Annotated in this window: 23 protein-coding genes and 1 riboswitch; of the genes, 15 read left to right on the top strand and 8 right to left on the bottom strand. The window is 58.8% G+C overall.

All coding sequences use genetic code 11. The annotated features are described in order from the left end of the window. Positions 1 to 151: 151 nt before the first annotated feature. Genes ACR0CR_RS11940 through cysQ form a run of 4 tightly spaced genes read right to left on the bottom strand, consistent with a single transcriptional unit; the run spans position 152 to position 3,799 of the window. The gene (locus ACR0CR_RS11940) at positions 152 to 1,216 is read right to left on the bottom strand and encodes a glycosyltransferase family 2 protein (protein ID WP_480599271.1); all 1,065 of its coding nucleotides are present in this window, start codon (positions 1,214 to 1,216) and stop codon (positions 152 to 154) included. Then, positions 1,197 to 2,180, bottom strand: a complete 984-nt coding sequence (gene galE / locus ACR0CR_RS11945) for a UDP-glucose 4-epimerase GalE (protein ID WP_480599272.1) — start codon at positions 2,178 to 2,180, stop codon at positions 1,197 to 1,199. The genes ACR0CR_RS11940 and galE overlap by 20 nt, the downstream gene beginning before the upstream one ends. Positions 2,181 to 2,201: 21 nt before the next feature. Continuing rightward, complete coding sequence (locus ACR0CR_RS11950) at positions 2,202 to 3,002, bottom strand: 3-deoxy-manno-octulosonate cytidylyltransferase (protein WP_480599274.1); 801 nt, start codon at positions 3,000 to 3,002, stop codon at positions 2,202 to 2,204. After that, positions 3,002 to 3,799, bottom strand: a complete 798-nt coding sequence (cysQ, locus tag ACR0CR_RS11955) for a 3'(2'),5'-bisphosphate nucleotidase CysQ (protein ID WP_480599277.1) — start codon at positions 3,797 to 3,799, stop codon at positions 3,002 to 3,004. The genes ACR0CR_RS11950 and cysQ overlap by 1 nt, the downstream gene beginning before the upstream one ends. A 124-nt stretch (positions 3,800 to 3,923) precedes the next feature. On the opposite strand from cysQ, the gene ACR0CR_RS11960 reads away from it, so the two are divergent. Continuing rightward, positions 3,924 to 4,745 carry an ABC transporter permease gene (locus tag ACR0CR_RS11960; RefSeq protein ID WP_480599279.1) on the top strand — a complete coding sequence of 274 codons (822 nt, stop codon included), beginning with the start codon at positions 3,924 to 3,926 and terminating at the stop codon, positions 4,743 to 4,745. Between the two features lie 58 nt (positions 4,746 to 4,803). Here ACR0CR_RS11960 and ACR0CR_RS11965 read toward each other — a convergent pair whose 3' ends face one another. Beyond that, a complete protein-coding gene (locus tag ACR0CR_RS11965; protein WP_480599282.1) occupies positions 4,804 to 5,406 on the bottom strand; it encodes an alpha-ketoglutarate-dependent dioxygenase AlkB family protein in 603 nt (200 codons plus the stop codon). Positions 5,407 to 5,619: 213 nt separating this feature from the next. On the opposite strand from ACR0CR_RS11965, the gene dnaK reads away from it, so the two are divergent. The 13 genes from dnaK (at position 5,620) to radC (ending at position 17,219) form a co-directional block, all read left to right on the top strand. After that, the gene (gene dnaK / locus ACR0CR_RS11970) at positions 5,620 to 7,527 is read left to right on the top strand and encodes a molecular chaperone DnaK (RefSeq protein WP_480599284.1); all 1,908 of its coding nucleotides are present in this window, start codon (positions 5,620 to 5,622) and stop codon (positions 7,525 to 7,527) included. Between the two features lie 74 nt (positions 7,528 to 7,601). Continuing rightward, entirely contained in the window at positions 7,602 to 8,747 is a 1,146-nt protein-coding gene (gene dnaJ / locus ACR0CR_RS11975) for a molecular chaperone DnaJ (RefSeq protein ID WP_480599287.1), read from the top strand. A gap of 173 nt (positions 8,748 to 8,920) precedes the next feature. Then, positions 8,921 to 9,026: riboswitch (TPP riboswitch) on the top strand. A 46-nt stretch (positions 9,027 to 9,072) separates the two neighbouring features. Beyond that, positions 9,073 to 9,876: a bifunctional hydroxymethylpyrimidine kinase/phosphomethylpyrimidine kinase gene (gene thiD, locus ACR0CR_RS11980; RefSeq protein ID WP_480599290.1), complete on the top strand. Its 804-nt coding sequence runs from the start codon at positions 9,073 to 9,075 to the stop codon at positions 9,874 to 9,876. Continuing rightward, on the top strand, positions 9,873 to 10,850 hold the full coding sequence (locus ACR0CR_RS11985; protein WP_480599292.1) for an FAD-dependent oxidoreductase: 978 nt from the start codon (positions 9,873 to 9,875) through the stop codon (positions 10,848 to 10,850). Before thiD ends, ACR0CR_RS11985 begins: the two co-directional genes overlap by 4 nt. Then, positions 10,834 to 11,028, top strand: coding sequence for a sulfur carrier protein ThiS (gene thiS / locus ACR0CR_RS11990; RefSeq protein ID WP_480599294.1), 195 nt, complete (start codon positions 10,834 to 10,836; stop codon positions 11,026 to 11,028). Before ACR0CR_RS11985 ends, thiS begins: the two co-directional genes overlap by 17 nt. Before the next feature lie 2 nt (positions 11,029 to 11,030). Continuing rightward, positions 11,031 to 11,795 carry a thiazole synthase gene (locus ACR0CR_RS11995; protein ID WP_480599297.1) on the top strand — a complete coding sequence of 255 codons (765 nt, stop codon included), beginning with the start codon at positions 11,031 to 11,033 and terminating at the stop codon, positions 11,793 to 11,795. After that, positions 11,792 to 12,388 (top strand): thiamine phosphate synthase, encoded by a 597-nt coding sequence (locus tag ACR0CR_RS12000; protein ID WP_480599299.1) that lies wholly within the window; start codon positions 11,792 to 11,794, stop codon positions 12,386 to 12,388. The genes ACR0CR_RS11995 and ACR0CR_RS12000 overlap by 4 nt, the downstream gene beginning before the upstream one ends. Then, entirely contained in the window at positions 12,385 to 13,350 is a 966-nt protein-coding gene (locus tag ACR0CR_RS12005) for a HesA/MoeB/ThiF family protein (protein WP_480599301.1), read from the top strand. The genes ACR0CR_RS12000 and ACR0CR_RS12005 overlap by 4 nt, the downstream gene beginning before the upstream one ends. An 18-nt stretch (positions 13,351 to 13,368) precedes the next feature. Then, entirely contained in the window at positions 13,369 to 14,304 is a 936-nt protein-coding gene (locus tag ACR0CR_RS12010; protein WP_480599303.1) for an ABC transporter substrate-binding protein, read from the top strand. Then, entirely contained in the window at positions 14,301 to 14,975 is a 675-nt protein-coding gene (gene tenA / locus ACR0CR_RS12015) for a thiaminase II (protein WP_480599305.1), read from the top strand. The genes ACR0CR_RS12010 and tenA overlap by 4 nt, the downstream gene beginning before the upstream one ends. Further along, complete coding sequence (locus ACR0CR_RS12020; RefSeq protein ID WP_480599307.1) at positions 14,972 to 15,697, top strand: ABC transporter ATP-binding protein; 726 nt, start codon at positions 14,972 to 14,974, stop codon at positions 15,695 to 15,697. Before tenA ends, ACR0CR_RS12020 begins: the two co-directional genes overlap by 4 nt. After that, a complete protein-coding gene (locus ACR0CR_RS12025; RefSeq protein WP_480599309.1) occupies positions 15,694 to 16,428 on the top strand; it encodes an ABC transporter permease in 735 nt (244 codons plus the stop codon). Before ACR0CR_RS12020 ends, ACR0CR_RS12025 begins: the two co-directional genes overlap by 4 nt. 35 nt (positions 16,429 to 16,463) lie before the next feature. Next, positions 16,464 to 17,219 (top strand): RadC family protein, encoded by a 756-nt coding sequence (gene radC / locus ACR0CR_RS12030; RefSeq protein ID WP_480599312.1) that lies wholly within the window; start codon positions 16,464 to 16,466, stop codon positions 17,217 to 17,219. Between the two features lie 3 nt (positions 17,220 to 17,222). Here radC and ACR0CR_RS12035 read toward each other — a convergent pair whose 3' ends face one another. From ACR0CR_RS12035 to secA, 3 genes are all read right to left on the bottom strand, one after another. Continuing rightward, positions 17,223 to 18,770 (bottom strand): phosphate ABC transporter substrate-binding/OmpA family protein, encoded by a 1,548-nt coding sequence (locus ACR0CR_RS12035; protein ID WP_480599315.1) that lies wholly within the window; start codon positions 18,768 to 18,770, stop codon positions 17,223 to 17,225. 24 nt (positions 18,771 to 18,794) lie between these two features. After that, positions 18,795 to 19,715, bottom strand: coding sequence for a hypothetical protein (locus ACR0CR_RS12040; RefSeq protein WP_480599317.1), 921 nt, complete (start codon positions 19,713 to 19,715; stop codon positions 18,795 to 18,797). Between the two features lie 100 nt (positions 19,716 to 19,815). Further along, a complete protein-coding gene (secA, locus tag ACR0CR_RS12045; protein ID WP_480599320.1) occupies positions 19,816 to 22,533 on the bottom strand; it encodes a preprotein translocase subunit SecA in 2,718 nt (905 codons plus the stop codon). 176 nt (positions 22,534 to 22,709) lie between these two features. On the opposite strand from secA, the gene ACR0CR_RS12050 reads away from it, so the two are divergent. Next, entirely contained in the window at positions 22,710 to 23,558 is an 849-nt protein-coding gene (locus ACR0CR_RS12050) for a peptidylprolyl isomerase (RefSeq protein WP_480599322.1), read from the top strand. Position 23,559 lies beyond the last annotated feature (1 nt).

A 23,559-nucleotide genomic window follows, 5' to 3' on the forward strand; every position in this document is an offset into this window, starting at 1 on the left:
CCAACCCTCTTATAATACGCGAGCATGCCCGGGGTCGGCTGAGGCCTGAGTGGTGCCGGACAATTAACGTTTTATGACACTTTTACACCTTGCGAGGCAACGGGTTTAAATCCGGTATACTTCCCCGCGAAATACCGATTTGGCGTTTCGCTCACCAACCCCCGGGTTTCATCAATCCAAGCCGGGCCAGTTGCTCCCATCCTTTAAGGCGCACCGATTGCGGTGTCCAAAGGGTCGGTGCCATCAGAATTCCATCGTAATAGACACAAAATTCGTCCGGATTGTGGAAATGCTGCCTGCGCTGTTTCTCGTCCCGCGACTTCTCGATCACGTCCGGCAGAAACTTTGTGTGCAGCAGGACACCGGACGGCATTCGGCCGCCAGGACCGTCATACGCGGCGTTCAATACGCGGGGCAAAGCCGAGTGGCTGGAATTGACGTAAGCGTAGCGGCGCGACCATCGCACGAGGGGGATTTTGTTCAGGGTCGGCGATCGCTCTGGCCTGTCGGCAAAGAACGCACGGTCCCGCACGCCGCCCTGCACCCATAGGTTTCCGAGCGGGGACTGGCGTTGTTGGCGATATGGCCCGCTGTCAAACCAGTTCAGCAGTTCTGTCGGGTCTGATTGCGGGTCATAGTCCTGATCCCCAAGCGCGCCTTCGGGATAAAGGTCCAGCATCAGCGCGCCGAAGGCGGTCTGGCCCTGGCCGTCGAGCCAACAGGTCAGGTCTTGCAAAGACCGGATATCGTGATGTGCGTAGATCAGCAATTCATCCGCGTCGACCATCAGCGTCCAATGGTCGTGCCCATAGCGCATTTGCAGCCAGGTCAGCCAATCCAGCCCAAACCGAGCCTCGCGATAGCTTGCATCTGTTTGCCACAGCGAAACATCGGGCTGGTTCAGCAGATATTGCGCCGTTCCATCGTCGCTTCCGTTGTCGACCATCAGAAAGTGATCGACACCCAGACGGCGGTAGTGACGAAAGAACCACGGCAGACGCGTGACTTCGTTGCGCAGCACGGTAAACGCCAAAACACCTTGCGGGGCTATCAGTCGCGTTCGATCCGCCAGACAGGTCAAGTGATGCCGGCTTCGAAACGACCGCCACAACAGGCGACGGCGTTTCAAGCGCAAACGATACTGATCCAGCCATCCGATGGGCGCGATGGTCGGGTCAGGCTGTGACTGCGGCACGCTATTTCTCGTAGTGGCCATTCTGGTGCCAGCGCCATGCATCGGTGATCATCGTCTCTAACGTTGATCTTTTTGGCCGCCAACCAAGTTCTGACTCGGCCCGGACAGAGCCCGAGACCAGCCGGGTGCAATCTCCGTCGCGCCGGGGTCCTGTTGTATAGGGGACCTGACGGTTGGTGACGGCGTTCGAATGCTCGATCACCTCCATCACTGAAAACCCGCTGCCGGTGCCCAGGTTGAAAATCCGGCTTTCTTTGCCCTGTTCCAGCCATTTCAAACCCAGGACATGCGCATCGACCAAGTCACAGACATGGACGTAGTCGCGAATACATGTTCCATCGGGCGTGTCATAATCGGTGCCAAACACGGTCAGCCCGTCACGCTTTCCGTCTATCGCGTCCAACATCAGCGGCACCAGATGAGTTTCTGGCCGGTGAAACTCGCCCACTTCGGCATCCAGGTCGGCACCGGCCACATTAAAATACCGGAAGATCACGGTGTTCAGACCGTGGGCGCTTTGAAAGTCCCGCAATATGTCCTCGATTGCGCGTTTCGAAGCCCCGTAGGCGTTCAGCGGGTGCTGAGGCGTGTTTTCGTCCAGCACGACGTTGTCGTGATCGCCATAGGTGGCGCAGGTGGATGAAAAGACGAAATTCATGCATCCGGCTTGAACCGCCGCTTCGATCAGGTTCAGAGATCCGGTGACATTGTTTGACCAGTAGACACCGGGCTGCGTCATCGCCTCGCCCACCTGGCTGAGCGCTGCGAAATGCATCACCGCAGCGGGTTGGTATTTTGCAAAGACCTCGTCCAGCCGAGCGCGATCCATCAGGTCGCCCTGCTCAAACGGACCAAACTTGACCGCATCCTGCCAGCCGGTGACCAGATTGTCGTACGTGACCGGGACATATCCCGCCTGCGCCAGTGCCTTGCACGCATGCGACCCGATGTAACCGGCGCCGCCCGTGACCAGAATATGCGTCATCCGCTCCCTCTTTGCCGCTGATCAGTCGAGGCCCATTGCGGCCATCATTTCTTCGATCTTTGCCACATCCTGCGGGTTGTTCAACTCCCAGAACTGACGGCCTTTGGCTTCAACCTCTACGCACAGAACTTTGCGACCGTTTTCCATGAAACGCAGCTGTTCCAACCCTTCAAGTGTTTCCAGTGGGCCGATCGGCCAGCCGGGATATGCGCTCAGCGCGTCGGGTCGATAGGCGTAGACACCGACGTGGTGGTAAACCGGCGTCGGGTCAGCGCTGCCGTAGCCGTCCGAGGTAAAGGGGATCACCTCTTTTGAGAAGTACATTGCACTGTGATCATTAGCAAAAACGGCCGTTGTCCCCCCCACACGCCCATGTTTGCGGTCGTTCAGCAAACCGTTAAGCGCATCGCCATCACAGCGCAGCACTGCCGTCGCTACGCCGGCCTCAGGCGCGGCGCGCAGACCTGTGACCAGGTCTTCGATGAACCAATGCGGGGTCAAAGGCGCGTCGCCCTGCAGGTTGACCACGATCTCATATCCGCCGCCCAAGACCTCATGCGCCTCGGCACAACGTTCGGTCCCGTTTCGGCAAGCTTCCGAGGTCATGACAACTTGGGCCCCGAACCTTTCGGACGCCTCGCGAATTCTGTCATCGTCGGTGGCGACGACAACCTTGTCCACACCGGATACCGCCATGGCCGCGCGCCATGACCGTTCAATCAATGTCATCGAAACACCACTGGCCCCGGTCAATGGCACCAAAGGCTTCCCCGGAAAACGGGTCGAGGCATAGCGGGCTGGAATTGCGATCAGGACGGACATCAGGCCTCTTTCAACTCAATGCCCGGAGCGTAAGCGATAAAGAACGGGTTGGCATAGCCCTCCTTGCCATACTCCAGTGGGGAATGGTCATCAAACCGCACCACTTTACCGCCCGCCCCCGCGAGAACAGCGTGCCCTGCGGCAGTATCCCATTCCATAGTACGGCCAACGCGCGGGTACAAATCGGCCTCGCCCGTTGCGACCAAGCAGAACTTGAGAGATGACCCCGCGCTTTTGCTGTCCTGAACCTGATATTTGCTGATATAGTCGTCGGTCGCCTGATCGCGATGGGACTTGGATGCAACAACCAAAAGCGCCGAATTGTCAGGTTTAGACACTGAAATCGGCGCAAGATCGCCCGGTTGATCCTTATTCAAAGCACCGGTTTCTTCGACGGATTGACCGTCGGCCTGCGTATAAAACATCCGATTGCGGGCCGGAGCATAGACGACCCCGCGTGTCGGAACGCCGTTTTCGACCAGAGCGATGTTCACAGTGAAATCACCGCGCCGATTGATGAATTCTTTGGTGCCGTCCAGCGGATCAACAATCAGGAATGTCTCGCCCTTTTCAGAATGCGAGGCGGCCTGCTCTTCGGTTACCAGCAAAACGTCCGGGAATGCCGCACGCAGACCCGCCGAGATCAAGGCATCCGCCGCCTCATCCGCCTCGGTCACAGGGCTGGCGTCTGATTTGACCTTAACGTCGAAATCATCGGCCTCGTAGATCTGCATGATCTTGTCCCCCGCTTCCAGGGCCAGGCGTCTGATGACGGGAATGAGGGCGTCGTAGGTCACAAAAATGCTCCGTTCCTGTGGTTTGTTGATTCAAAATCCTGACGGACTTATGATGCGCCGGATACGGAACAGCAAGAATTTCGTGCCATAATTCGAGAGTGACACAGCAGGAAAGACACGACAGGTGTTCCACTTTAAAAGAAATCAGACGCTGCTGGGCGGCGCGTTCACAACAGCCGAGCTGATTTTTCACGCCGTGGTGCGCAACATACGCTCGCAACACGCCAATGCAGTCATCGCCATCTTGATGAACATTGTTCAGGTCATCATCGTGGCCTCGGCGTTCTATTTGATCATGTCCTTCATGGGCGCCCGGATCGCAAAGATCCGGGGCGAGTTTGTCCTGTATCTGTTGTCCGGTGTGTTTCTGTTCATGACGCATGTCAAATCCGTTGGCGCGATTTCTGGGGTCGGGACGGGGAACAACCCGATGATGCTGCATTCGCCGATGAACATGATGGTCATGTTGGCGGCTGCGGCGCTGGGCACGTTTTACACTCAGATGGTGTCCATCCTGGTAATCCTGTTTGTCTACAGTGTGTCGATCGCACCGCTAGAGATTCAGGAACCAGGTGGTGCCTTCGCTATGCTGGTTCTGGCCTGGTTCACCGGATGTTCGGTTGGCCTTGTGTTTCTGGCCATCAAGCCCTGGTTTCCGAATGTGGCGACCGTTCTGACCAATGTGTATCGTCGGATGAACATGGTGTTCTCGGGCAAGATGTTTGTGGGCAACGCGCTGGGCGGCTTCATGCTGACGATGTTTGCCTGGAACCCCTTGTTTCACATAATCGACCAATGCCGGGGCTTTGTCTTCCGCAACTATTTCCCGCGCAATTCCAGTTGGGAATACGCGTTCTGGGTGGGCGTGACACTGATGATGATCGGCTTGATGGCCGAATTCTATACGCGCAAGCAGGTCTCTCAAAGCTGGGAGGCGCGTCGCTGATCATTTTCGGGCGCGCAACTTGGCCTGAAGACAGACTCCCACTTTTTTGGATTGTGTCTTAGGTCGCAACCCGAAGCGTCAGGTTGACGCGTCCGCCTTTAGGCAGCAGCTTCGAGGACCCGAACCGGATGCGGTCCACCCCGTGATAGGTCAGCCGCGCGGGGCCTCCCATGATCACCACATCACCGGAATTCAGCCAAATCGATTCCGTCTTGCCGCCGCGCGTCGTGTTGCCAATACGAAACAGCGCGTCATCGCCCAGCGAAACGGACAGCACCGGCCAGGATAAATCTGCCTCGTCCTTGTCCTGATGCAGGCCCATCTTTGTGCCTTCGCCGTAATAGTTGATCAGGCAGCAATCGGGGTCGCGGTCCGCGCCGGTCAAGTCTTGCCAGATCGCAAGGATCTCTTCCGGAATTGCGGGCCAGGTCATGCCCTTCGGATGGGTCTCCTGATATCGATACCCGGACCGATCCGTTACCCAACCCAACGCTCCGGCCGAAGTCATGCGCACCGACATTTCTTTGCCCGATGGTGTCACTGGTCGGTAAAGCGGCGCGGCTTTCAGAATCGGACGCAGCAGTTCAATCAGCCGGGATTGAGCCGTGCCATCCAGATAGCCTTTGCGGATATCAAATCCGCGCAAAAGCAGTCGCGCCATTCAAGATTCCCCAAACCTTGCCAAAACCTTGCCCAAAAAGGCCACAGAATCCTTAAAACCTGCCTTTCTGAACGCTTGCAGGCCCCTGATCCCGCCCTTATATACGCCTCGACGCGCGATGGTGTAGTGCTGTCGCGCACATCAATCGGGGATGGGATGCCATAACGGGTCCGACCCTCGGGACATCGCCTTGAAGAGAAAGGGATTGAAAATATGGGAAAAGTAATCGGGATTGACCTCGGAACCACCAACTCGTGCGTGGCCATCATGGACGGCTCGCAGCCGAAGGTCATCGAAAACGCCGAAGGGGCGCGGACCACGCCCTCGATCGTCGCCTTCACCGAAGATGAGCGACTGGTCGGTCAGCCGGCTAAACGTCAGGCGGTCACCAACCCCGACAACACGATCTTTGGCGTCAAGCGTCTGATCGGTCGTCGTGTGGATGATGCCGAAGTCGAAAAAGACAAGAAAATGGTGCCGTATGCCATCGTGAATGGCGGCAACGGCGACGCATGGGTTGAAGCCCGCGGTGAGAAGTACTCCCCAAGCCAGATCTCGGCCTTCACTCTGGGCAAGATGAAGGAAACCGCAGAAAGCTATCTGGGTGAGGAAGTCACGCAGGCGGTTATCACCGTTCCGGCCTATTTCAACGACGCACAGCGTCAGGCCACCAAAGATGCCGGTAAAATCGCCGGTCTGGAAGTGCTGCGGATCATCAACGAACCGACAGCGGCTGCGCTGGCCTATGGTCTGGACAAAGAAGAAACCCAAACCATCGCGGTCTATGACCTTGGTGGTGGTACCTTCGACGTGACCATTCTGGAAATCGACGACGGCCTGTTCGAAGTTAAGTCGACCAACGGTGACACCTTCCTGGGTGGTGAAGACTTTGACATGCGCATCGTCAACTACCTGGCGGATGAGTTCAAAAAGGAACACGGCGTCGATCTGTCTGCCGACAAGATGGCCCTGCAGCGTCTGAAAGAAGCTGCCGAGAAAGCCAAGATCGAACTCAGCTCGACCTCGCAGACCGAGATCAACCAGCCGTTCATCTCGATGGGCGCAAATGGTCAGCCGCTGCACATGGTCATGAAACTGACCCGTGCCAAGCTGGAATCGCTGGTTGGCGACCTGATCAAGAAGTCGATGAAGCCTTGCGCCGCCGCTCTGAAAGACGCCGGTCTGTCGGCTGCTGACGTGGACGAGGTTGTTCTGGTTGGTGGTATGACCCGGATGCCGAAAGTGATCGAAGAGGTCACCAAGTTCTTCGGCAAAGAACCGCATAAGGGTGTGAACCCGGACGAAGTGGTTGCCATGGGCGCCGCCATTCAGGCCGGTGTTCTGCAGGGCGACGTCAAAGATGTTGTTCTGCTGGACGTGACCCCGCTCAGCTTGGGCATCGAGACGCTCGGTGGCGTATTCACCCGCCTGATCGACCGCAACACGACCATTCCGACCAAAAAGTCTCAGGTCTTCTCGACCGCCGAGGACAACCAGAATGCCGTAACCATCCGCGTGTTCCAGGGTGAGCGTGAAATGGCCGCGGACAACAAGATCCTGGGTCAGTTCAACCTTGAAGATATCCCACCCGCACCGCGCGGTATGCCTCAGATCGAGGTGACTTTTGACATCGACGCCAACGGCATTGTCTCGGTTTCGGCCAAAGACAAAGGCACCGGCAAAGAACAGAAGATCACCATTCAGGCCTCGGGCGGTCTGTCGGATGACGATATCGAAAAGATGGTCAAAGACGCCGAAGAGAACGCGGAAGCCGACAAGGAACGCCGCGAGCTGGTCGACGCAAAGAACCAGGCGGAAAGCCTCATCCATTCGACCGAAAAGTCGATGGAAGAGCATTCCGACAAGGTCGATCCGACAACCATCGAAGCCATCGAGCTGGCCATTGCCGCGCTGAAGGACGAGCTGGAAACCGAGAATGCCGACAAGATCAAGTCGGGCATCCAGAACGTCACCGAAGCGGCGATGAAGCTGGGCGAGGCGATCTATAAAGCGCAGTCCGAAGAGGCTGATGATGAGCCTGCGGCGGCGGACGCTGCGCCAGGTGATGATGATATCGTCGATGCCGAGTTCGAAGATCTGGACGACGACAAGCGTAACTAACGGGCAACCGGGCCAATGTGGGCCGGTCCGGATACCGGGCCGGCCCATATACGTTGAGGCACAAGGAAACACTGATGTCCAAACGCGACTATTACGAAGTGCTCGGCGTGTCCAAGGGCGCTTCGACGGATGAGATCAAAAAAGGTTTTCGCAAGAAAGCCAAAGAACTGCATCCCGATCGCAACAAGGACAACCCCGACGCTGAGTCACAATTCAAAGAAGCCAATGAGGCATACGACGTCCTGCGCGATGCCGACAAAAAGGCTGCTTATGACCGGTTTGGCCACGCGGCCTTTGAAAATGGCACTGGTGGGGGCCGTCCGGGCGGCGGTTTTGGTCAGGGCGACTTTTCCAGCGCGTTTTCAGATGTTTTTGACGATCTGTTTGGCGATTTCATGGGTGGTCAGCGCGGCGGCGGCGGCGGACGGCGCGCCGCGCGCGGCTCGGACCTGCGCTACAATCTACGCGTAACGCTGGAAGAGGCGTATGCGGGTCTGCAGAAAACCATCAATGTCCCTGCTGCCGTGGCCTGTTCGGCGTGTGACGGTTCGGGCGCCGAAGGTGGTGTTGAGCCGACGACGTGCCCCACTTGTTCTGGCATGGGCAAGGTTCGTGCGCAGCAAGGGTTCTTCACTGTTGAACGCACTTGTCCGACATGTTCGGGTCTTGGGCAGATCATCAAAAACCCCTGCAAATCCTGTGGTGGCGCAGGCCGCGTGGAAAAAGAACGCGCCTTGTCCGTGAACATCCCTGCCGGTGTGGAAACCGGCACCCGCATTCGCCTGGCGGGCGAAGGTGAGGCCGGAATGCGCGGCGGCCCTCCGGGTGATCTCTATATCTTTGTCGAAGTTTCGGACCACAAGCTGTTCGAGCGTGACAGCGTCAACCTCTATTGCCGCGTGCCTGTCAGCATGGCTAAGGCAGCGCTGGGCGGATCGATTGAGGTTCCCACCATCGACGGTGGCCGAGGTCGCGTTCAAATTCCTGCCGGTAGCCAATCGGGCCGCCAGATGCGTCTGCGCGGCAAAGGTATGCCCGCGTTGCGTGGCGGCGGGGTTGGCGACATGTTCATAGAACTTGCGGTGGAAACGCCGGTCAACCTGACAAGCCGCCAGAAAGAGCTGCTGAAAGAGTTCGAAGATCTGGGTGAAGATAACCATCCGGAATCCAAAAGCTTTTTCTCATCTGTCAAATCCTTCTGGGACGGAATGAAAGGCTGAATTGCATTGGTTAGGGGGCTCTGCCCCCGCCGCCCTTTGGGCGACTCCCCCGGGGATATTTATGGCCAGATGAAGCTGGGATCCGTTCTTCATCTGGCCACAAATATCCCGGAGCGCGAGGCAGGGCCTCGCAGAATCCTCTTGATTATTTCTTCCGCGACTGAGATGTTCCGCGCCAACCGTTGGGGTGCCCTAATAGGGGGCTGAGAGGTGCTGCTGCATCAACCCATCGAACCTGATCCGGGCAATACCGGCGGAGGGAACGGTCTTAACACGTCAGACGTTTTCCACGCCACCGTTGCCCCAATACAGATGGAGCACGCGGATGACGCCCATTGCGTTGACAATCGCCGGATCGGACAGCGGCGGCGGGGCTGGTATTCAGGCCGATCTAAAGGCCATGTCCGCCTTGGGGGTTTATGGGGCCAGCGTCATCACGGCGGTGACCGCGCAGAACACGCAGGCGGTGACGGCGGTGCATGGCATCCCGATAGATGTGATCACGGCACAGATCGATGCGGTTCTTGCTGATCTGGACGTGCGCGCGATCAAGATCGGTATGCTTGCGACACCGGATATCATTCACGCAGTGGCAGGTGCCATCGACGGGTTTGATGGCCCGATTGTTCTCGACCCGGTCATGATCGCCAAGTCCGGAGACGCATTGTTGGCGGATGAGGCGGTGCAGACGCTGCGCGAGGTCCTGCTGCCGCGGGCAACGGTGTTGACGCCAAACCTGCCCGAAGCTGCACGACTGCTTGACCAACCTGCAGCAGAAGCACCAGACGACATGGTTTCTCAGGGTTGCGGGTTATGCGCCCTTGGTGCCTCATCCGTTCTGATGAAGGGTGGGCATGGGTCCGGGGATGTGTGCCATGACATTCTGATTGATGGCGCGGGTATCGTGGGTGAGTTCAAAGCGCCGCGACAGGATACCAAGAACACCCATGGCACCGGTTGTACCTTGTCCTCGGCAATCGCTGCGGGTCTGGCCCGAGGGCTGTCACTAACCGATGCGGTCGCGCAGGCGCATTACTATCTACAGGGCGCGATTCTGGCTGCAGATGATTTGCAGATCGGGCAGGGGCACGGACCCGTCCATCACTTTCACCGAGTCTGGTCCGCGTGACCGTTTGGTCTGTCATAGGGGCGGGGGTGGCCGGGTTGGCAGTGGCCAGTGAGATGGTCGCGCGCGGGGTGCCGGTTCAGGTGTTCGATCCCGGCGGCCCTCCGGGTCCGCATGGGTGCTCGTGGTGGGCTGGTGGGATGCTGGCACCTTGGTGCGAATACGAAAATGCGGAAGAGCCGGTGTTGCGGTTGGGTCAACAAGCCATCGATTGGTGGGCGGCGCGAACCCGCTTGGATCGCCGTGGAACGTTGGTAGTTGCAAGTGCGCGGGATGTGCCCGACTTGCGCCGCTTTGCCCGCCGCACGCATGGGGTTCAGGATGTAGATCGTGGCGAAATGGCCAAATTAGAGCCTGATCTACACGGATTCGCCAAAGGCCTCTATTTTGCGGAAGAGGCGCATTTGGATCCTCGTCAGGCGCTGCAGGATATGTATCGGAACCTGACGGAGGCGGGCGTTACCTTTCACAGGAAACTTGCGCCCACGCGTCTTGAAAACGCCATCGATTGCCGTGGTCTACATGCGCGCGAGGTCCTGCATGACTTGCGCGGCGTGAAGGGCGAAATGCTGGTGATCCGCTGCCCGGACGTGACTTTGACCCGGCCCGTGCGTCTGCTGCACCCGCGCATGCCGCTTTACATCGTGCCGCGTGGGGATGGCATCTACATGCTGGGTGCGACGATGATCGAATCCGAGGACAGCGGTCGGATCACTGCGCGCTCGATGCTGGAACTGCTCAGTGCGGCCTATGCGTTGAACCCTGCATTCGGTGAGGCCGAAGTGCTGGAAATCGGCGTTGATCTGCGACCTGCCTTTCCAGACAACATGCCGCGTATCCGGCGTTTGGGTCGGACGATCTACGCCAACGGGCTGTATCGCCACGGCTATCTGCTGGCCCCTGCTCTCGCGCAGGGCGTGGCCGATCTGGCCCTTGAGAACAAATATTCGGAGATGGTCGATGAAGATCGTGCTTAACGGCGAGGCGCGCGAGGTGCGGGCGGAAACTCTGGCGGCACTGCTCGAGGAATGCGGATTTTCGGGCCGCGTCGCGACGGCGGTGAACGAGAGTTTTGTGCCCTCGAGCCTGCGCATCGCCCAACAACTGACCGATGGCGACCGGGTTGAGGTCGTCGCACCGATGCAGGGGGGCTGAGGATGAAGACGTTCTACGGCACCAGATTGCCCAACCCGCTGATGCTGGGCACTGCGCAATATCCCAGCCCTGCCATTCTGGAACAGGCGTTCCGCAACAGCGGCGCGGGGGTGGCCACGGTCTCTCTGCGGCGTGAATCCGGGGCAGGGCAAACATTTTGGCAGATGATTCAGGACCTCGGCGTGCTGATCCTGCCGAACACCGCCGGGTGCCACACGGTGAAAGAAGCGGTAACCACGGCGCAGATGGCACGTGAAGTGTTCGATACCAAATGGATCAAGCTGGAACTGATCGGTCACACAGACAGCCTGCAGCCGGATGTGTTCCAGCTGGTCGAGGCCGCGCGCATTCTGACCGCGGACGGGTTTCAGGTTTTCCCCTACACCACTGACGATCTGATCGTAGGTGAACGTTTGCTTGAGGCTGGATGCGAGGTGCTGATGCCGTGGGGTGCTCCGATTGGGTCGGGGCGGGGATTGAACAACGAATATGCCTTGCGCGCAATGCGGGCCGAATTCCCGGACGTGCCGCTGGTGATTGACGCAGGTGTAGGCCTGCCCAGCCATGCCGCGCACGCGATGGAACTGGGCTATGACGCCGTTCTGCTGAATACCGCCGTCGCCCGCGCCGGAGACCCCGCGATGATGGCCCGCGCCATGATGCGCGCGATCGAGGCCGGGCAACTGGCCCATCAGGCCGATCCGATTGAGGCGCGCGACATGGCCGAACCCTCAACCCCTGTGATCGGAAAGGCCTTTTTGTCATGACGCTGGATCGTTTCTATCCGATCTTCGATCATTCGGATTGGCTGCGGCGGATGCTGCCTTTGGGCGTGAAGCTGGTGCAGTTGCGTATGAAGGATCAGCCTGAGGAAGCAGTGCGCGATCAGATCATTCTGTCGCGCGATCTGTGCCGGAACCACGACGCGGTTCTGGTGGTGAACGACTATTGGAGGCAAGCGATCGATCTGGGCTGTGACTGGATACATCTGGGGCAGGAGGATCTGGACGACGCCGATCTGAAAGCCATCCGCAAGGCGGGCCTCAAGCTGGGTGTCTCCACCCATGATGATAATGAGCTTGAGCGGGTGCTGGCCATGAACCCGGATTATGTGGCACTGGGCCCGGTCTATCCGACCATCCTGAAAAAGATGAAATGGCATCAGCAGGGCCTGCCGCGCGTCACCGAATGGAAGGCGCGGGTGGGCGAAATTCCTCTGGTCGGGATCGGCGGGATGAGCGTGGGACGCGCGCCGGGTGTGCTGCAGGCTGGGGCCGACATTGTCTCGGTCGTTACGGACATCACCCTGAACGATGACCCCGAAGCACGGGTGCGTCAATGGATCGAGGTCACCAGATGAACCGCTACGCCCGCCAAACCTTGCTGCCCGAGGTCGGGGCCGAAGGGCAGGCGCGCCTGTCTTCGGCGCGGGTTCTTGTGGTCGGGGCTGGTGGGCTGTCTGCCCCTGTCCTGCCATTGCTGGCTGGCGCTGGTGTAGGACGGATCATGATTGTCGATGGAGACGCGGTGCACCTGTCGAACCTGCATCGCCAGACCTTGTTTACCCAGGCAGATTGCGGCCAGCCCAAAGCCGAGATCGCCGCAGAGCGTTGCCGCGCCCTAAATAATGAGATTGATGTCATCAGTCAAAAACAGGCTCTAACCAACGAGAATGCACCCAGTTTGGTCGCCCAAACAGACGTGATCCTAGATTGCGCCGACAGCTATGCCGCCAGCTATATCCTGTCGGATACCTGTCTGACGCAGGGCAAACCGCTGATCAGCGCCTCGGTTCTGGGGCTGTCGGGTTATGTCGGTGGCTTCTGCGGCGGCGCGCCTTCCTTGCGGGCCCTGTTTCCTGATGCGCCCGATAGCGGGGCCAGTTGCGCCACGGCGGGCGTTCTGGGTCCGGTGGTTGGAACGATCGGCGCGATGCAGGCGCAGATGGCGCTGAATCTGATCCTAGGTATTGAGCCGTCTCCTTTGGGTCAGATGGTCCAATATGATGGCCGCACCCTGCGCAGCAGCGGTTTCCGATTCGACGATGCGCCTGAGCCGAGCAGGTGTTTCCGCTTCCTCTCGGCCAGTCAGCTGACGGCCGAGGATCAGATCATCGAACTGCGTGGTCCCGACGAAGCGCCCGTTCCCGTGCATCCCTGCGCGGCGCGCGTTTCACCCGACAGATTGCAAGAAATCGACCCTAACATGGGAAAAAGACTGGCGCTGTGCTGCGCCACCGGCCTGCGCGCGTGGCGCGCGGCGGAGAATATTCAACCGGATTGGCCGGGCGAGATTGTCCTCGTCGCGGCCTCAACCTCGTGAAAGAAGGAAACGCGAGATATGAAAAAACTGATCGCTGCAATTGCCCTGCTGGCTGCCGCGCCCGCCTGGGCCGAGGACAAGATGACCGTTCTGCTGGACTGGTTCATCAACCCCGACCACGGCCCCATCATCGTGGCGCAGGAGAACGGCTATTTTGCCGAGCAGGGGCTTGAAGTCGAAATCGTCCCGCCTGCCGACCCGTCCGCTCCGCCGCGTCTGGTGGCCGCTGGTCAGGCCGATCTGGCCGTGTCCTACCAGCCGCAATTGCACCTGCAAATCCACGAAGGCCTGCCGCTGAAACGCGTTGGCACGCTGGTCGCCACGCCGCTGAACTGTCTTCTGGTTCTGGAAGACGGCCCGATCCAATCGCTGGCTGACCTGCGCGGCAAGAAGATTGGTTTCTCGGTTGCCGGTGTCGAAGAGGCGATCCTGACCACATTGCTGGGCCAGCACGATATCGGTCTGAATGAGATCGAGATGATCAACGTCAACTTCTCGTTGTCGCCTTCACTGATGACCAAGCAGGTCGATGCCGTGATCGGTGCGTTCCGCAATTTCGAGCTGAACCAGATGGATATCGAAGGCGTCGCGGGCCGGTGCTTTTATATCGAAGAGGAAGGCATCCCCTCCTATGACGAACTGATCTATGTCGCCAACCCCGATACCATGGACGCCGACAAGGTTGCGCGCTTTCTGGCAGCGACGGAAAAAGCCACGCAGTATATCGTCAACAACCCGGAAAAAAGCTGGGAGATCTTCTCGGCCACGTCGCCCGAATTGCAGGACGAACTGAACGCTCGCGCCTGGGTCGATACACTGCCGCGGTTTGCTTTGCGTCCGGCAGGCTTTGATGCGGGTCGGTATGCAAGGTTCGAGCAGTTCCTGAAGGACAGCGGCATGATAGACAGCCTGAACCTAGTCAGTGACATCGCGATCGATGTGACTGCGCAATGAACGATTATGGCAAAGCCTTCGCCCTGATGCGCGACGCGGCGCAGGACCCGTGGCGGGACTACACCCGCCACGCCTTTGTCGAAGGGCTGAAGGACGGGTCTCTGCCGCGCGCGGCGTTCCTGCATTATCTGCGACAGGATTATGTGTTTCTGACCCATTTCAGCCGCGCCTGGGCGCTGGCCGTGGTCAAGGCACAGACGCATGAGGAAATGCAGGTCGCCGCGGCCACGGTGAACGGTCTGATGCATGAAGAAATGATGCTGCATGTCGGTGTCTGCGAGGCCGAGGGTATTTCCCGCGAAGACCTGATGGCCACACCGGAACGGCCTGAAAACCTCGCCTATACCCGGTTCGTGCTCGAATCCGGGTATTCCGGCGACTATCTGAACCTGCTGGCGGCGCTGTTGCCCTGCGTGATCGGTTATGCCGAAATCGGCGCGCGTCTGGCGACCGAGGCGGCGTCTGAAACCTATCGTCCGTGGATCGACACCTATGCGGGCGATCAGTATCAAAGCTATTGCCATGACATCGGCGCGCTGATGGACAGTGCTTTGGAGCGACGGCTGGGATCGGATTATGCGTCACTGCCGGTCTGGGCCGATCTGTGCAAGACGTTTGAGATGGCAACCCAGCTCGAGGTCAACTTCTGGCAAATGGGCCTGACCCCGTGACACCGGTACCCGATCTGACCATCAGCGGTTCGGCCACAATCGACGGTGCGCCCTTGTTCGCGCCGTTGACCCTGACCCTTGGGGCGGGGCAGTGGACGTGCCTGCTGGGCGGGTCGGGCGTTGGAAAGACCACCATTTTGCGGCTGATTGCCGGGTTAGAGACCGGGGCTGCGTTCACCGGCCAGATCACTGCAAGCGATAGGCAGACCGTTCAGAACCGGGTGGCCTATATGGCGCAGGACGACCTGCTGCTGCCCTGGGCGAGTGTTTTGCAAAATGTCTCGTTGGGGGCTCGCTTACGCGGGGAGGCAATTGATCTGAATCGACGCGACCTGTTGATCGAACGGATGCGCCTTCAGGATCATAAGACCAAGAAGCCTTCGGAACTGTCCGGCGGTCAGCGTCAGCGCGTGGCCCTTGCCCGCACGCTGATGGAGGACCGCCCCATCGTGTTGCTGGACGAGCCCTTCTCGGCCCTCGATGCCCGCACCCGCGCCGATATGCAGGATCTGGCTACCGAAGCGCTGCAGGGTCGAACCGTGTTGCTGGTCACCCATGATCCGGGTGAGGCGGCTCGGCTGGGCCAGTCGATCATGGTGATGACTGCGCAGGGGCTGACGCCTTGCGATCCACCCTCGGCCCCGGCCCCGCGGCATGTGGATGATCTGGAAACGCTGGAAACGCAAGGCGCATTGTTGAGATTGCTGAGAGAGGCGGCATGAAGCTTTTGTCCGCCCTTGCCGCGACCGTGTTCGCCCTTTCCGTCTGGCAGGCGATCGTCAGCCTGACTGGCCTGCCAAAATTCATTCTGCCCGGCCCGGCGCTGGTGGCGGAAACATGGTGGCAAAACCGCTGGGTGATTGCTGAACACACATGGATCACGGCGGTCGAGGTGGTAATTGGTCTGATATGCGGAACGGTGCTGGGCGTCGTCACAGCACTGCAACTAGCCAATTCGCGGGCCGCGCGGGTGCTGGTGCAGCCGATGCTGGTGTTCACGCAGGCGTTGCCGGTCTTCGCTCTGGCCCCGTTGCTGACGCTGTGGCTGGGTTACGGGCTTTGGTCCAAGGTCGCGATGGCCGTGTTGATCATCTATTTCCCGATTACGTCGTCCTTTTTTGACGGGTTGATGCGAACTCCGGCAGGGTATCTTGACCTTGCAAAGACGATGCAAGCCAGCAAGCGTTCGGTTTTGTGGCACATCCGTATTCCAGCGGCCTTGCCGTCGCTGGCCTCGGGGATGCGGCTGGCCGCAGTTTACGCCCCGATCGGAGCTGTGATTGGCGAATGGGTCGGATCCTCGCAGGGCTTGGGATATCTGATGCTGTTGGCCAATGGTCGCGCCAAAACCGATCTGATGTTTGCCGCGATGCTGACATTGGGCGTGTTCTCGATCCTGCTGCATCTACTGGTTCGACGCGCCACGGCGCGCATGGCGGGTGAGACGCGTTAACCATTCAGAAACCGATTCTGCGTCAGAGTTGCGACATGACACAGGATGCCTTTGCCGAAGCCCCCATGCTGTTTGAAACGGACGAAGCGCCGGCGCAGCCGTTGCCGTCCGGTCGACTACCCTCCTACATCAAAGACCATCGTAAACGGTTGCGGGAACGGTTTATGTCCGGTGGCTCAGCAGCAATGCCGGACTATGAGCTTTTGGAGCTGGCTTTGTTTCGATCCATCCCCCGGCAGGACGTCAAACCTCTGGCGCGGGCGTTGATGGACACTTTTGGTGACTTCAACCGTGTACTGACCGCGCCCGAGGATCGGCTGCGTCAGATCAAGGGCGTGGGCGACACGGTCATCACCGACCTAAAAATCCTCGAGGCTTGTGCCCATCGGATGGCCCGCGCACGGGTCATGCAGCGTCACGTAATTTCGGGCTGGGACGCGTTGCTTGACTATTGCCACACCACAATGGCGCATCGCGAGACCGAGCAGTTTCGGGTGTTCTATCTGGATCGCAAGAACGTCCTAATCGCGGATGAGGAACAGGCCAAAGGCACCGTGGATCATGTCCCGGTCTATCCGCGTGAGGTGGCAAAACGCGCGCTGGAACTCAACGCCTCAGCCTTGATTTTGGTGCATAACCACCCTTCGGGCGATCCAACACCATCACAATCCGACATCGACATGACGAACCGCATTCAAGACGCCTGCACCGCACTGGGCCTGACGTTGCACGACCATCTGATCATCGGCAAATCGACCGAGCTTAGCTTTCGGTCCCAAGGATACCTTTAGGCGTTATTGAACCCAAACCTCGACCCTGCGATTGACCTTGCGGCCCCATTCAGTGTCATCGCAGGCCATGGGCATCGCTTCACCGAACCCGTCCGCTGCAATCTCAATACTGTCCGGAATGGCGGTTTCGACCGCAGCGATCACCGCGTTGCGCACGGTCTGAGCGCGGCGCAAAGCAATACGCGTGTTGGTGGCCGCCGCGCCCTCGCCGTCGCTGAAGCCGACAAACAGGATTTTGCTTGTATCAAGCGTGCCGTTTTCCAGAGCCTGGGCCAATTGCAGGATGTTTGACCGCGACTGCGCATCTGGCCGGGAAGAGCCTGGTTCGAACCGAAACGACAGTGAAAGGCGCATCATGGGCCGCAGGGTAGCGACCATTCTCTGCAGTTCGTCCAGCCCGACCTCTGTGCCGCCGTTGACAATGGCATTGGCCAGCCTGTCCCCTTGCAGGCCGACACGGACCGTCTCGGGCAATTGATCCACGAAACCGGCCTGCCGAATGACGGCCTGAGCAGGATCGCTGAGCGCATATGCAAGAAACTGCCGGGCGACACGGGGCAGGCGCCGGTGCGGCAGATACAGGAACATCGGTGATGTCAGCGGGTAATCTTCTGTTTTTACAGACTGGCGGGTGGCCGACAGTGCATGGCCGCAACCGCCGGTCAGTGGCAGCGCTCGTGTATCACCGACTTCGGCATGGCTGGCTATCCCTATAGCAAAGGGATCACGAGAAACGGCGCGTATCTGATCGGAACTACGTTTGACCGTGCCTGACAAAGTGGCACCCGCTGATTCCAACAGCCTGTCTTCAATCGCTTGCGATACGCCCGATCCTTTGGGCGGCAGGTACAGATGAATCGGTGCATCGGGTCCGCCAAGCTGCGTCCAGTTGGTGATCTTGCCCGAAAATACGGCCGTCAGATCGCTGGGCGAAATCTGACGGACTGGATTGTCGGGTGACACCACCGGAACCACCGCATCCAACGCAACGACTCGTGACCGTCGGGGTTTGGTCAAATCGCCAAGCCCCGCCTCTTTGGTCAGTTCTATCTCTGCCGGGCGAATTTCTCGCTGGGCCAAAACGATATCTGCGGTGTTCTCCGCCAGATCGAAAAAGCCGCGCCCTGTGTTGCCGGCCTTGAAGATCATGCGCGCCAATGGGGCTTTTCTGTCGCCCTGATACAGCTCAAAAACATGAAGCGCGGCCCCATTGGCCTGGTATTGGACCGCTAAACCTTCTTGTGTGGCAAAGTCTTGGATCAGCGCAGGAAAAAGAGTGTCCGCCATCACGGATGAACCGGAAAACCGGATTTCCGCAACAAAATCAGTCAAGTTCGGACAGGCGGGGCCGTCGCAGGTCACGCCCGACCCATCAATGGTCAGCTCTCCGAATTGTGTGTCCAGTCGGTAGAACTCGCCGTCAAACCCCAACAGCGTCCCGACGACTTCGACCTTGCCGTCGTGGGATGTCAGCGAAATATCCTGCGCCATCGCGGTCGTCGCGAATGAAACGCCAATCAAAGCGGCCATGGCCGCCCGAGTTACAGTCATTGTGAACCGATGTTTTGCCCGTGCCTATTTTGCGGCGATTGTCAGGTCTTGGAACAGATTATTCAACACCAGAAAATCCCCAACCGCATCGCAATCGGGAATGCTCAGGGTCGTTTCCTGCGTTTGCAGACGTTGGTTGGCGCTCAACTGCAGCGACAGCACGTCCAGGTTTTGCCCACAATTGGCTGCGGTTACTTCGGCTTCGACCGAAAGTTCAATCGCACCGGCATCTTCCGCAGACTGCGTCGGAAAGGAATAGACCTCGATATTTCTGGCTTGCGCCGTCTCGCCAAAACCCAAATGCGCGACCGAGCCTGCGCCGGCAGAGTCGGCACCGGACCAGACATGACCATCCTCGCCATAACTTGCACCAAATTCCAAGGCGTGAAGCTGCAGCTCTGTTTCGCCACGCCACTGTAGGGCCACCCGTTCGAATTTGGTGATCTCGGGTACGTGGGTCGTGGCAACTGTGCCGTTCTGATCTTCCATAGAAATGAGGAAAATCGCGTATTCCGACAAGGCGGGCACGTTGATGTCCAACCGTCCTGACGCATCTGTCATGGCCGAGAATATCAGGCCGCTGTGGTGGATTTCAACGACCTCTTCTGCGTTGCACGATGCCTTGACCTGCAGACGCACATTGGCGTCTGCAATGGTGGTCGCCCGCGCACTCAGGTTGCAATTCGACGTGGATCGAGGCTGAACCGCCAGCGGCAGCGACGATTTGGGCGCGGACACGACCTTGGCCTGTGACGGCGACGCCGAAGTCAACATGACGTCCTGCAGCCCGGCCAAACCCGAGCCTTGCGCCGAGGCAACTGCAACGCCGTCAGAAACCGGATCGGCTTTGGGGTGCAAAGCCGTATCGTTCTGCATCAAGTATCCGATGGCCAGGGCGCAGGCAACGGTTCCGCCCGTGGTCACGTAGTTCTTTATTACAAACAAGACACCCTCCCCAGTTGAAGGAGCGAGTCGCACATTGTCTCCGAATCGAGGCCAATATGTGGCCGACCGGCGGACTCATTGTGACTTGGTTCACATAACGTTAGGTCAACCTACCGTGGCAGTGTTTGAATTTCTTGCCTGATCCGCAGGGGCATTTGTCGTTGCGCGACGGGTTGCCCCAAGTGCTGGGATCGTCCTCGACAAAGCCTGGACGCGCGTCGCCCGAAGCTTGGGCTTCAGCCATTGCTTCGGCTCGATCCGTGGCCTGTTCGACCGTCTTTTGGGCTGCCGACTGCTGTGCGGCCATCTGCGCCAGCATTTCTTTTTGTTCTTCTTCCGTCAGCGGGCGCACGCGGGATAGCTGCTGCGTGACCGTTTCGCGCAGCCCATCCAGCATGGATTCGAACAGTTGGAAGCTTTCGTTCTTGTATTCGTTCAAAGGATCGCGCTGGGCATAACCTCGGAACGCCACGACCGAGCGCAGATGTTCGAGCGTCAGAAGGTGTTCGCGCCATTTGCCGTCGATGGTCTGCAAGAGAACCTGCTTTTCGATGTTGCGCATATTTTCGGGGCCAAAGGCGACGGCCTTCTGGGCCATCATCTCATCGGCGGCCTTCACAAGGCGCTCGCGAATTTGTTCATCATCCACGCCTTCTTCGGCGGCCCAGTCCTGAACCGCTGCGTCGATGGATAGCTTGTCTTTGACCGCTTCGTGCAAGCCATCAGTGTCCCACTGATCTGCATAGGATTTCGGCGGCATATACTCGTCAATCATGTCGTCGATCACCTGCTCGCGCATGTCCGACACGATTTCGGACAGGTCATCTGCCGACATGATTTCGCGCCGCTGGCTGAAGATCACCTTACGCTGATCATTCATCACGTCATCGAATTTCAACACGCTTTTGCGGACGTCAAAGTTGCGACCTTCGACCTTGGATTGCGCGCGCTCCAGTGATTTGTTCACCCAAGGGTGGATGATCGCCTCGCCTTCCTTCATGCCCAGCGTAGTCAGAACCTTGTCCAGACGTTCGGACCCGAAGATGCGCATCAGGTCGTCTTCGAGGCTGAGGTAGAATACCGTGCGGCCCGGATCGCCCTGACGGCCTGACCGGCCCCGCAACTGGTTGTCGATGCGGCGGCTTTCATGCCGTTCCGAGGCCATCACGTAAAGGCCGCCGGCGGCCAGAACCTTTTCCTTTTCCTCGGCGTGGTGCGCCTCTTCCTTGGTGCGCAGTTCGGCCGGGTCGGCATCGGGGTTCTCGGCCAGCGCCTTGAGAACCTTCATTTCGACATTGCCGCCCAACTGAATGTCGGTACCGCGCCCGGCCATGTTGGTGGCTATGGTCACGGCACCCAGACGACCGGCATCAGCAACGATCTGCGCTTCTTGCTCGTGCTGGCGGGCGTTCAGGACATTGTGTTCAATGCCTTCTTTGGTCAGCATCTGGCTTAGCAATTCCGACTTCTCGATCGAGGTGGTGCCCAGCAGAACCGGCTGGCCAGTTTCCTGCGCCTTCTTGGTTTGCTCGATCATGGCGTTGTATTTTTCGGTCGCCGTGCGATAGACCTGATCGTCCTTGTCCTCGCGGGCGATTGGCTTGTTGGTTGGAACTTCAACCACGCCCAGACCGTAGATTTCACTGAATTCTTCGGCTTCTGTCAGCGCCGTGCCGGTCATACCACTGAGTTTGTTATAAAGGCGGAAATAGTTTTGGAACGTGACGCTGGCCAAAGTCACGTTTTCCGGCTGAATCTGCACGCCTTCCTTGGCCTCGATCGCCTGATGCAGCCCTTCGGACATGCGGCGGCCTGGCATCATCCGGCCCGTGAATTCGTCGATCAGAACGACATTTCCGTCCCGCACGATATAGTCCTTGTCGCGCTGGAAAAGTTTATGCGCCCGAAGCCCCTGGTTGACGTGGTGCACGACGGTCGTGCTTTCGGGGTCATACAGAGAATGCCCTTCTTCGATCAGACCATTGGCGTGCAGCTGTTCTTCCAGAAACTCGTTGCCTTCATCGGTGAAGGTCACGGTGCGGTTCTTCTCGTCCAGCGCAAAGTGATCGTCTTGCAGCAGCGGGATCAGCCCGTCGATTGCTGTGTACAGATCCGAACGATCCTGCGATGGCCCCGAAATGATCAGAGGCGTCCGGGCCTCATCGATCAGGATCGAATCCACCTCATCCACGATCGAGAAATTGTGGTGCTTCTGATAGACCTGATCCAGATCGGCCTTCATGTTGTCGCGCAGGTAATCGAACCCAAGCTCGTTGTTGGTGGCATAGGTGATGTCGCAGCAATAGGCAGCCATCTTCTCGTCATCCGGCTGCCCGGACCAGATCACGCCTGTGGTCATGCCGACGGCGGCAAAAACCTTGCCCATCCATTCCGAGTCGCGCTTGGCCAGGTATTCGTTCACTGTCACCACATGAACGCCTTTTCCGGTCAGCGCGTTCAGATAAGCCGGGAAGGTGGCAACCAGCGTCTTGCCCTCACCCGTCTTCATTTCCGAGATATTGCCCTGATGCAAAAACGCCCCGCCCATCAGCTGCACATCAAAGGCACGCAGACCCAGCGCGCGTTTCGCACCCTCGCGCACGTTGGCAAAGGCTTCGGGCAGCAGCGCATCCAGCGCCTCGCCATCCAGCGCCCGTTTGCGCAGCTCGGCGGTCTTTTCGATCAGCCCCTCATCGGACAGTTTCTCGAACTCGGGCTCAAGCGCGTTGATCTGTTCGATCAGTGGGCGGGTCGCCTTGATCTTGCGGTCGTTCGGTGTTCCGAACACCTTTTTGGCGAGCGTTCCGAGTCCCAGCATGTTCACTCCAGCGGATCTGTTCTTGTCTTGGTTGCGACAGGCTTGCCCACCTTGCGCGCAACCCATAGATACGGGGGGTGAAAGGCGGCCCTGTCCAAGGCTTCAAAGCGATGTAAGCGGCAGGTTCCACAGTGTCAACGCCACGCCCTGTCGCGGCAAAGAAATAGGATGAATCCATGCCCAAAGGCCTCACTTTTCTGCCATCTCTGGCCCTGACCGCCATGATGGCGCTGCCGCTGGCCGCTGAAACCAAGCCCGATGCAGGTGCAGTCGTGGCGCGCATCAACGGGGACGAGATCACTTTGGGTCACATCATCGCGTCCGCCGCCAATCTGCCGCCGCAATATCAGCAGTTGGAAGACGACGTTCTGTACGACTTTATTCTCGAACAACTGATCCAGCAGCAATTGCTCAGCCAGGATCAGCAGGACCTGACGCCCCTGAATACCCTGCGGCTGGAAAACGAAACACGGTCGCTGCGCGCAGTGCAGGCTGTTGAGATCATCTCGGACGGCGCGGTGAGTGATGAGGCCATTCAGGCCGCCTATGATGAACAATTTGCGAGATTCGAGGGCGAACAGCAATTCAACGCAAGTCATATTCTGGTCGAAACTGAAGACGAGGCCAAAGCTCTGAAAACGCAACTGGATGACGGCGCAGATTTTGCCGAGCTGGCGAAAGAGCATTCGACCGGCCCTTCGGGTCCGAATGGCGGCTCTTTGGGCTGGTTCGGCAAGGGCCAGATGGTGCCCGAGTTTGAAAACGCGGTCCTTGCGCTGGAAAGCGGACAGGTTTCCGACCCGGTGCAGACCCAGTTCGGCTGGCATCTCGTAGTTCTGAACGACACACGCAAGTCCGAGGCCCCTGCGCTTGACGTCGTTGCACAGGACATCGCGCAGAACATTCGGCAAGAGGCGATTCAGGCGCGGGTCGAGGAGTTGACCCAAAAGGCGCAGATCGATCGCCCGGCGCTCGAGGGGGTCGGTCCCGAGGTCATCCGTCAACTGGACCTGATTCAGGAGTAAC

This window comes from Ruegeria sp. AM2, assembly GCF_056540685.1.

Bases quoted from the DNA above. Each gene is read 5' to 3' on its own strand.
- ACR0CR_RS11940 (WP_480599271.1), bottom strand. From the start codon at position 1,216: ATGGCCACTACGAGAAATAGCGTGCCGCAGTCACAGCCTGACCCGACC.
- galE (WP_480599272.1), bottom strand. From the start codon at position 2,180: ATGACGCATATTCTGGTCACGGGCGGCGCCGGTTACATCGGGTCGCAT.
- ACR0CR_RS11950 (WP_480599274.1), bottom strand. From the start codon at position 3,002: ATGTCCGTCCTGATCGCAATTCCAGCCCGCTATGCCTCGACCCGTTTT.
- ACR0CR_RS11965 (WP_480599282.1), bottom strand. From the start codon at position 5,406: ATGGCGCGACTGCTTTTGCGCGGATTTGATATCCGCAAAGGCTATCTG.
- dnaK (WP_480599284.1), top strand. From the start codon at position 5,620: ATGGGAAAAGTAATCGGGATTGACCTCGGAACCACCAACTCGTGCGTG.
- dnaJ (WP_480599287.1), top strand. From the start codon at position 7,602: ATGTCCAAACGCGACTATTACGAAGTGCTCGGCGTGTCCAAGGGCGCT.
- thiD (WP_480599290.1), top strand. From the start codon at position 9,073: ATGACGCCCATTGCGTTGACAATCGCCGGATCGGACAGCGGCGGCGGG.
- thiS (WP_480599294.1), top strand. From the start codon at position 10,834: ATGAAGATCGTGCTTAACGGCGAGGCGCGCGAGGTGCGGGCGGAAACT.
- ACR0CR_RS11995 (WP_480599297.1), top strand. From the start codon at position 11,031: ATGAAGACGTTCTACGGCACCAGATTGCCCAACCCGCTGATGCTGGGC.
- ACR0CR_RS12000 (WP_480599299.1), top strand. From the start codon at position 11,792: ATGACGCTGGATCGTTTCTATCCGATCTTCGATCATTCGGATTGGCTG.
- ACR0CR_RS12005 (WP_480599301.1), top strand. From the start codon at position 12,385: ATGAACCGCTACGCCCGCCAAACCTTGCTGCCCGAGGTCGGGGCCGAA.
- ACR0CR_RS12010 (WP_480599303.1), top strand. From the start codon at position 13,369: ATGAAAAAACTGATCGCTGCAATTGCCCTGCTGGCTGCCGCGCCCGCC.
- tenA (WP_480599305.1), top strand. From the start codon at position 14,301: ATGAACGATTATGGCAAAGCCTTCGCCCTGATGCGCGACGCGGCGCAG.
- ACR0CR_RS12025 (WP_480599309.1), top strand. From the start codon at position 15,694: ATGAAGCTTTTGTCCGCCCTTGCCGCGACCGTGTTCGCCCTTTCCGTC.
- radC (WP_480599312.1), top strand. From the start codon at position 16,464: ATGACACAGGATGCCTTTGCCGAAGCCCCCATGCTGTTTGAAACGGAC.
- ACR0CR_RS12035 (WP_480599315.1), bottom strand. From the start codon at position 18,770: ATGACTGTAACTCGGGCGGCCATGGCCGCTTTGATTGGCGTTTCATTC.
- secA (WP_480599320.1), bottom strand. From the start codon at position 22,533: ATGCTGGGACTCGGAACGCTCGCCAAAAAGGTGTTCGGAACACCGAAC.
- ACR0CR_RS12050 (WP_480599322.1), top strand. From the start codon at position 22,710: ATGCCCAAAGGCCTCACTTTTCTGCCATCTCTGGCCCTGACCGCCATG.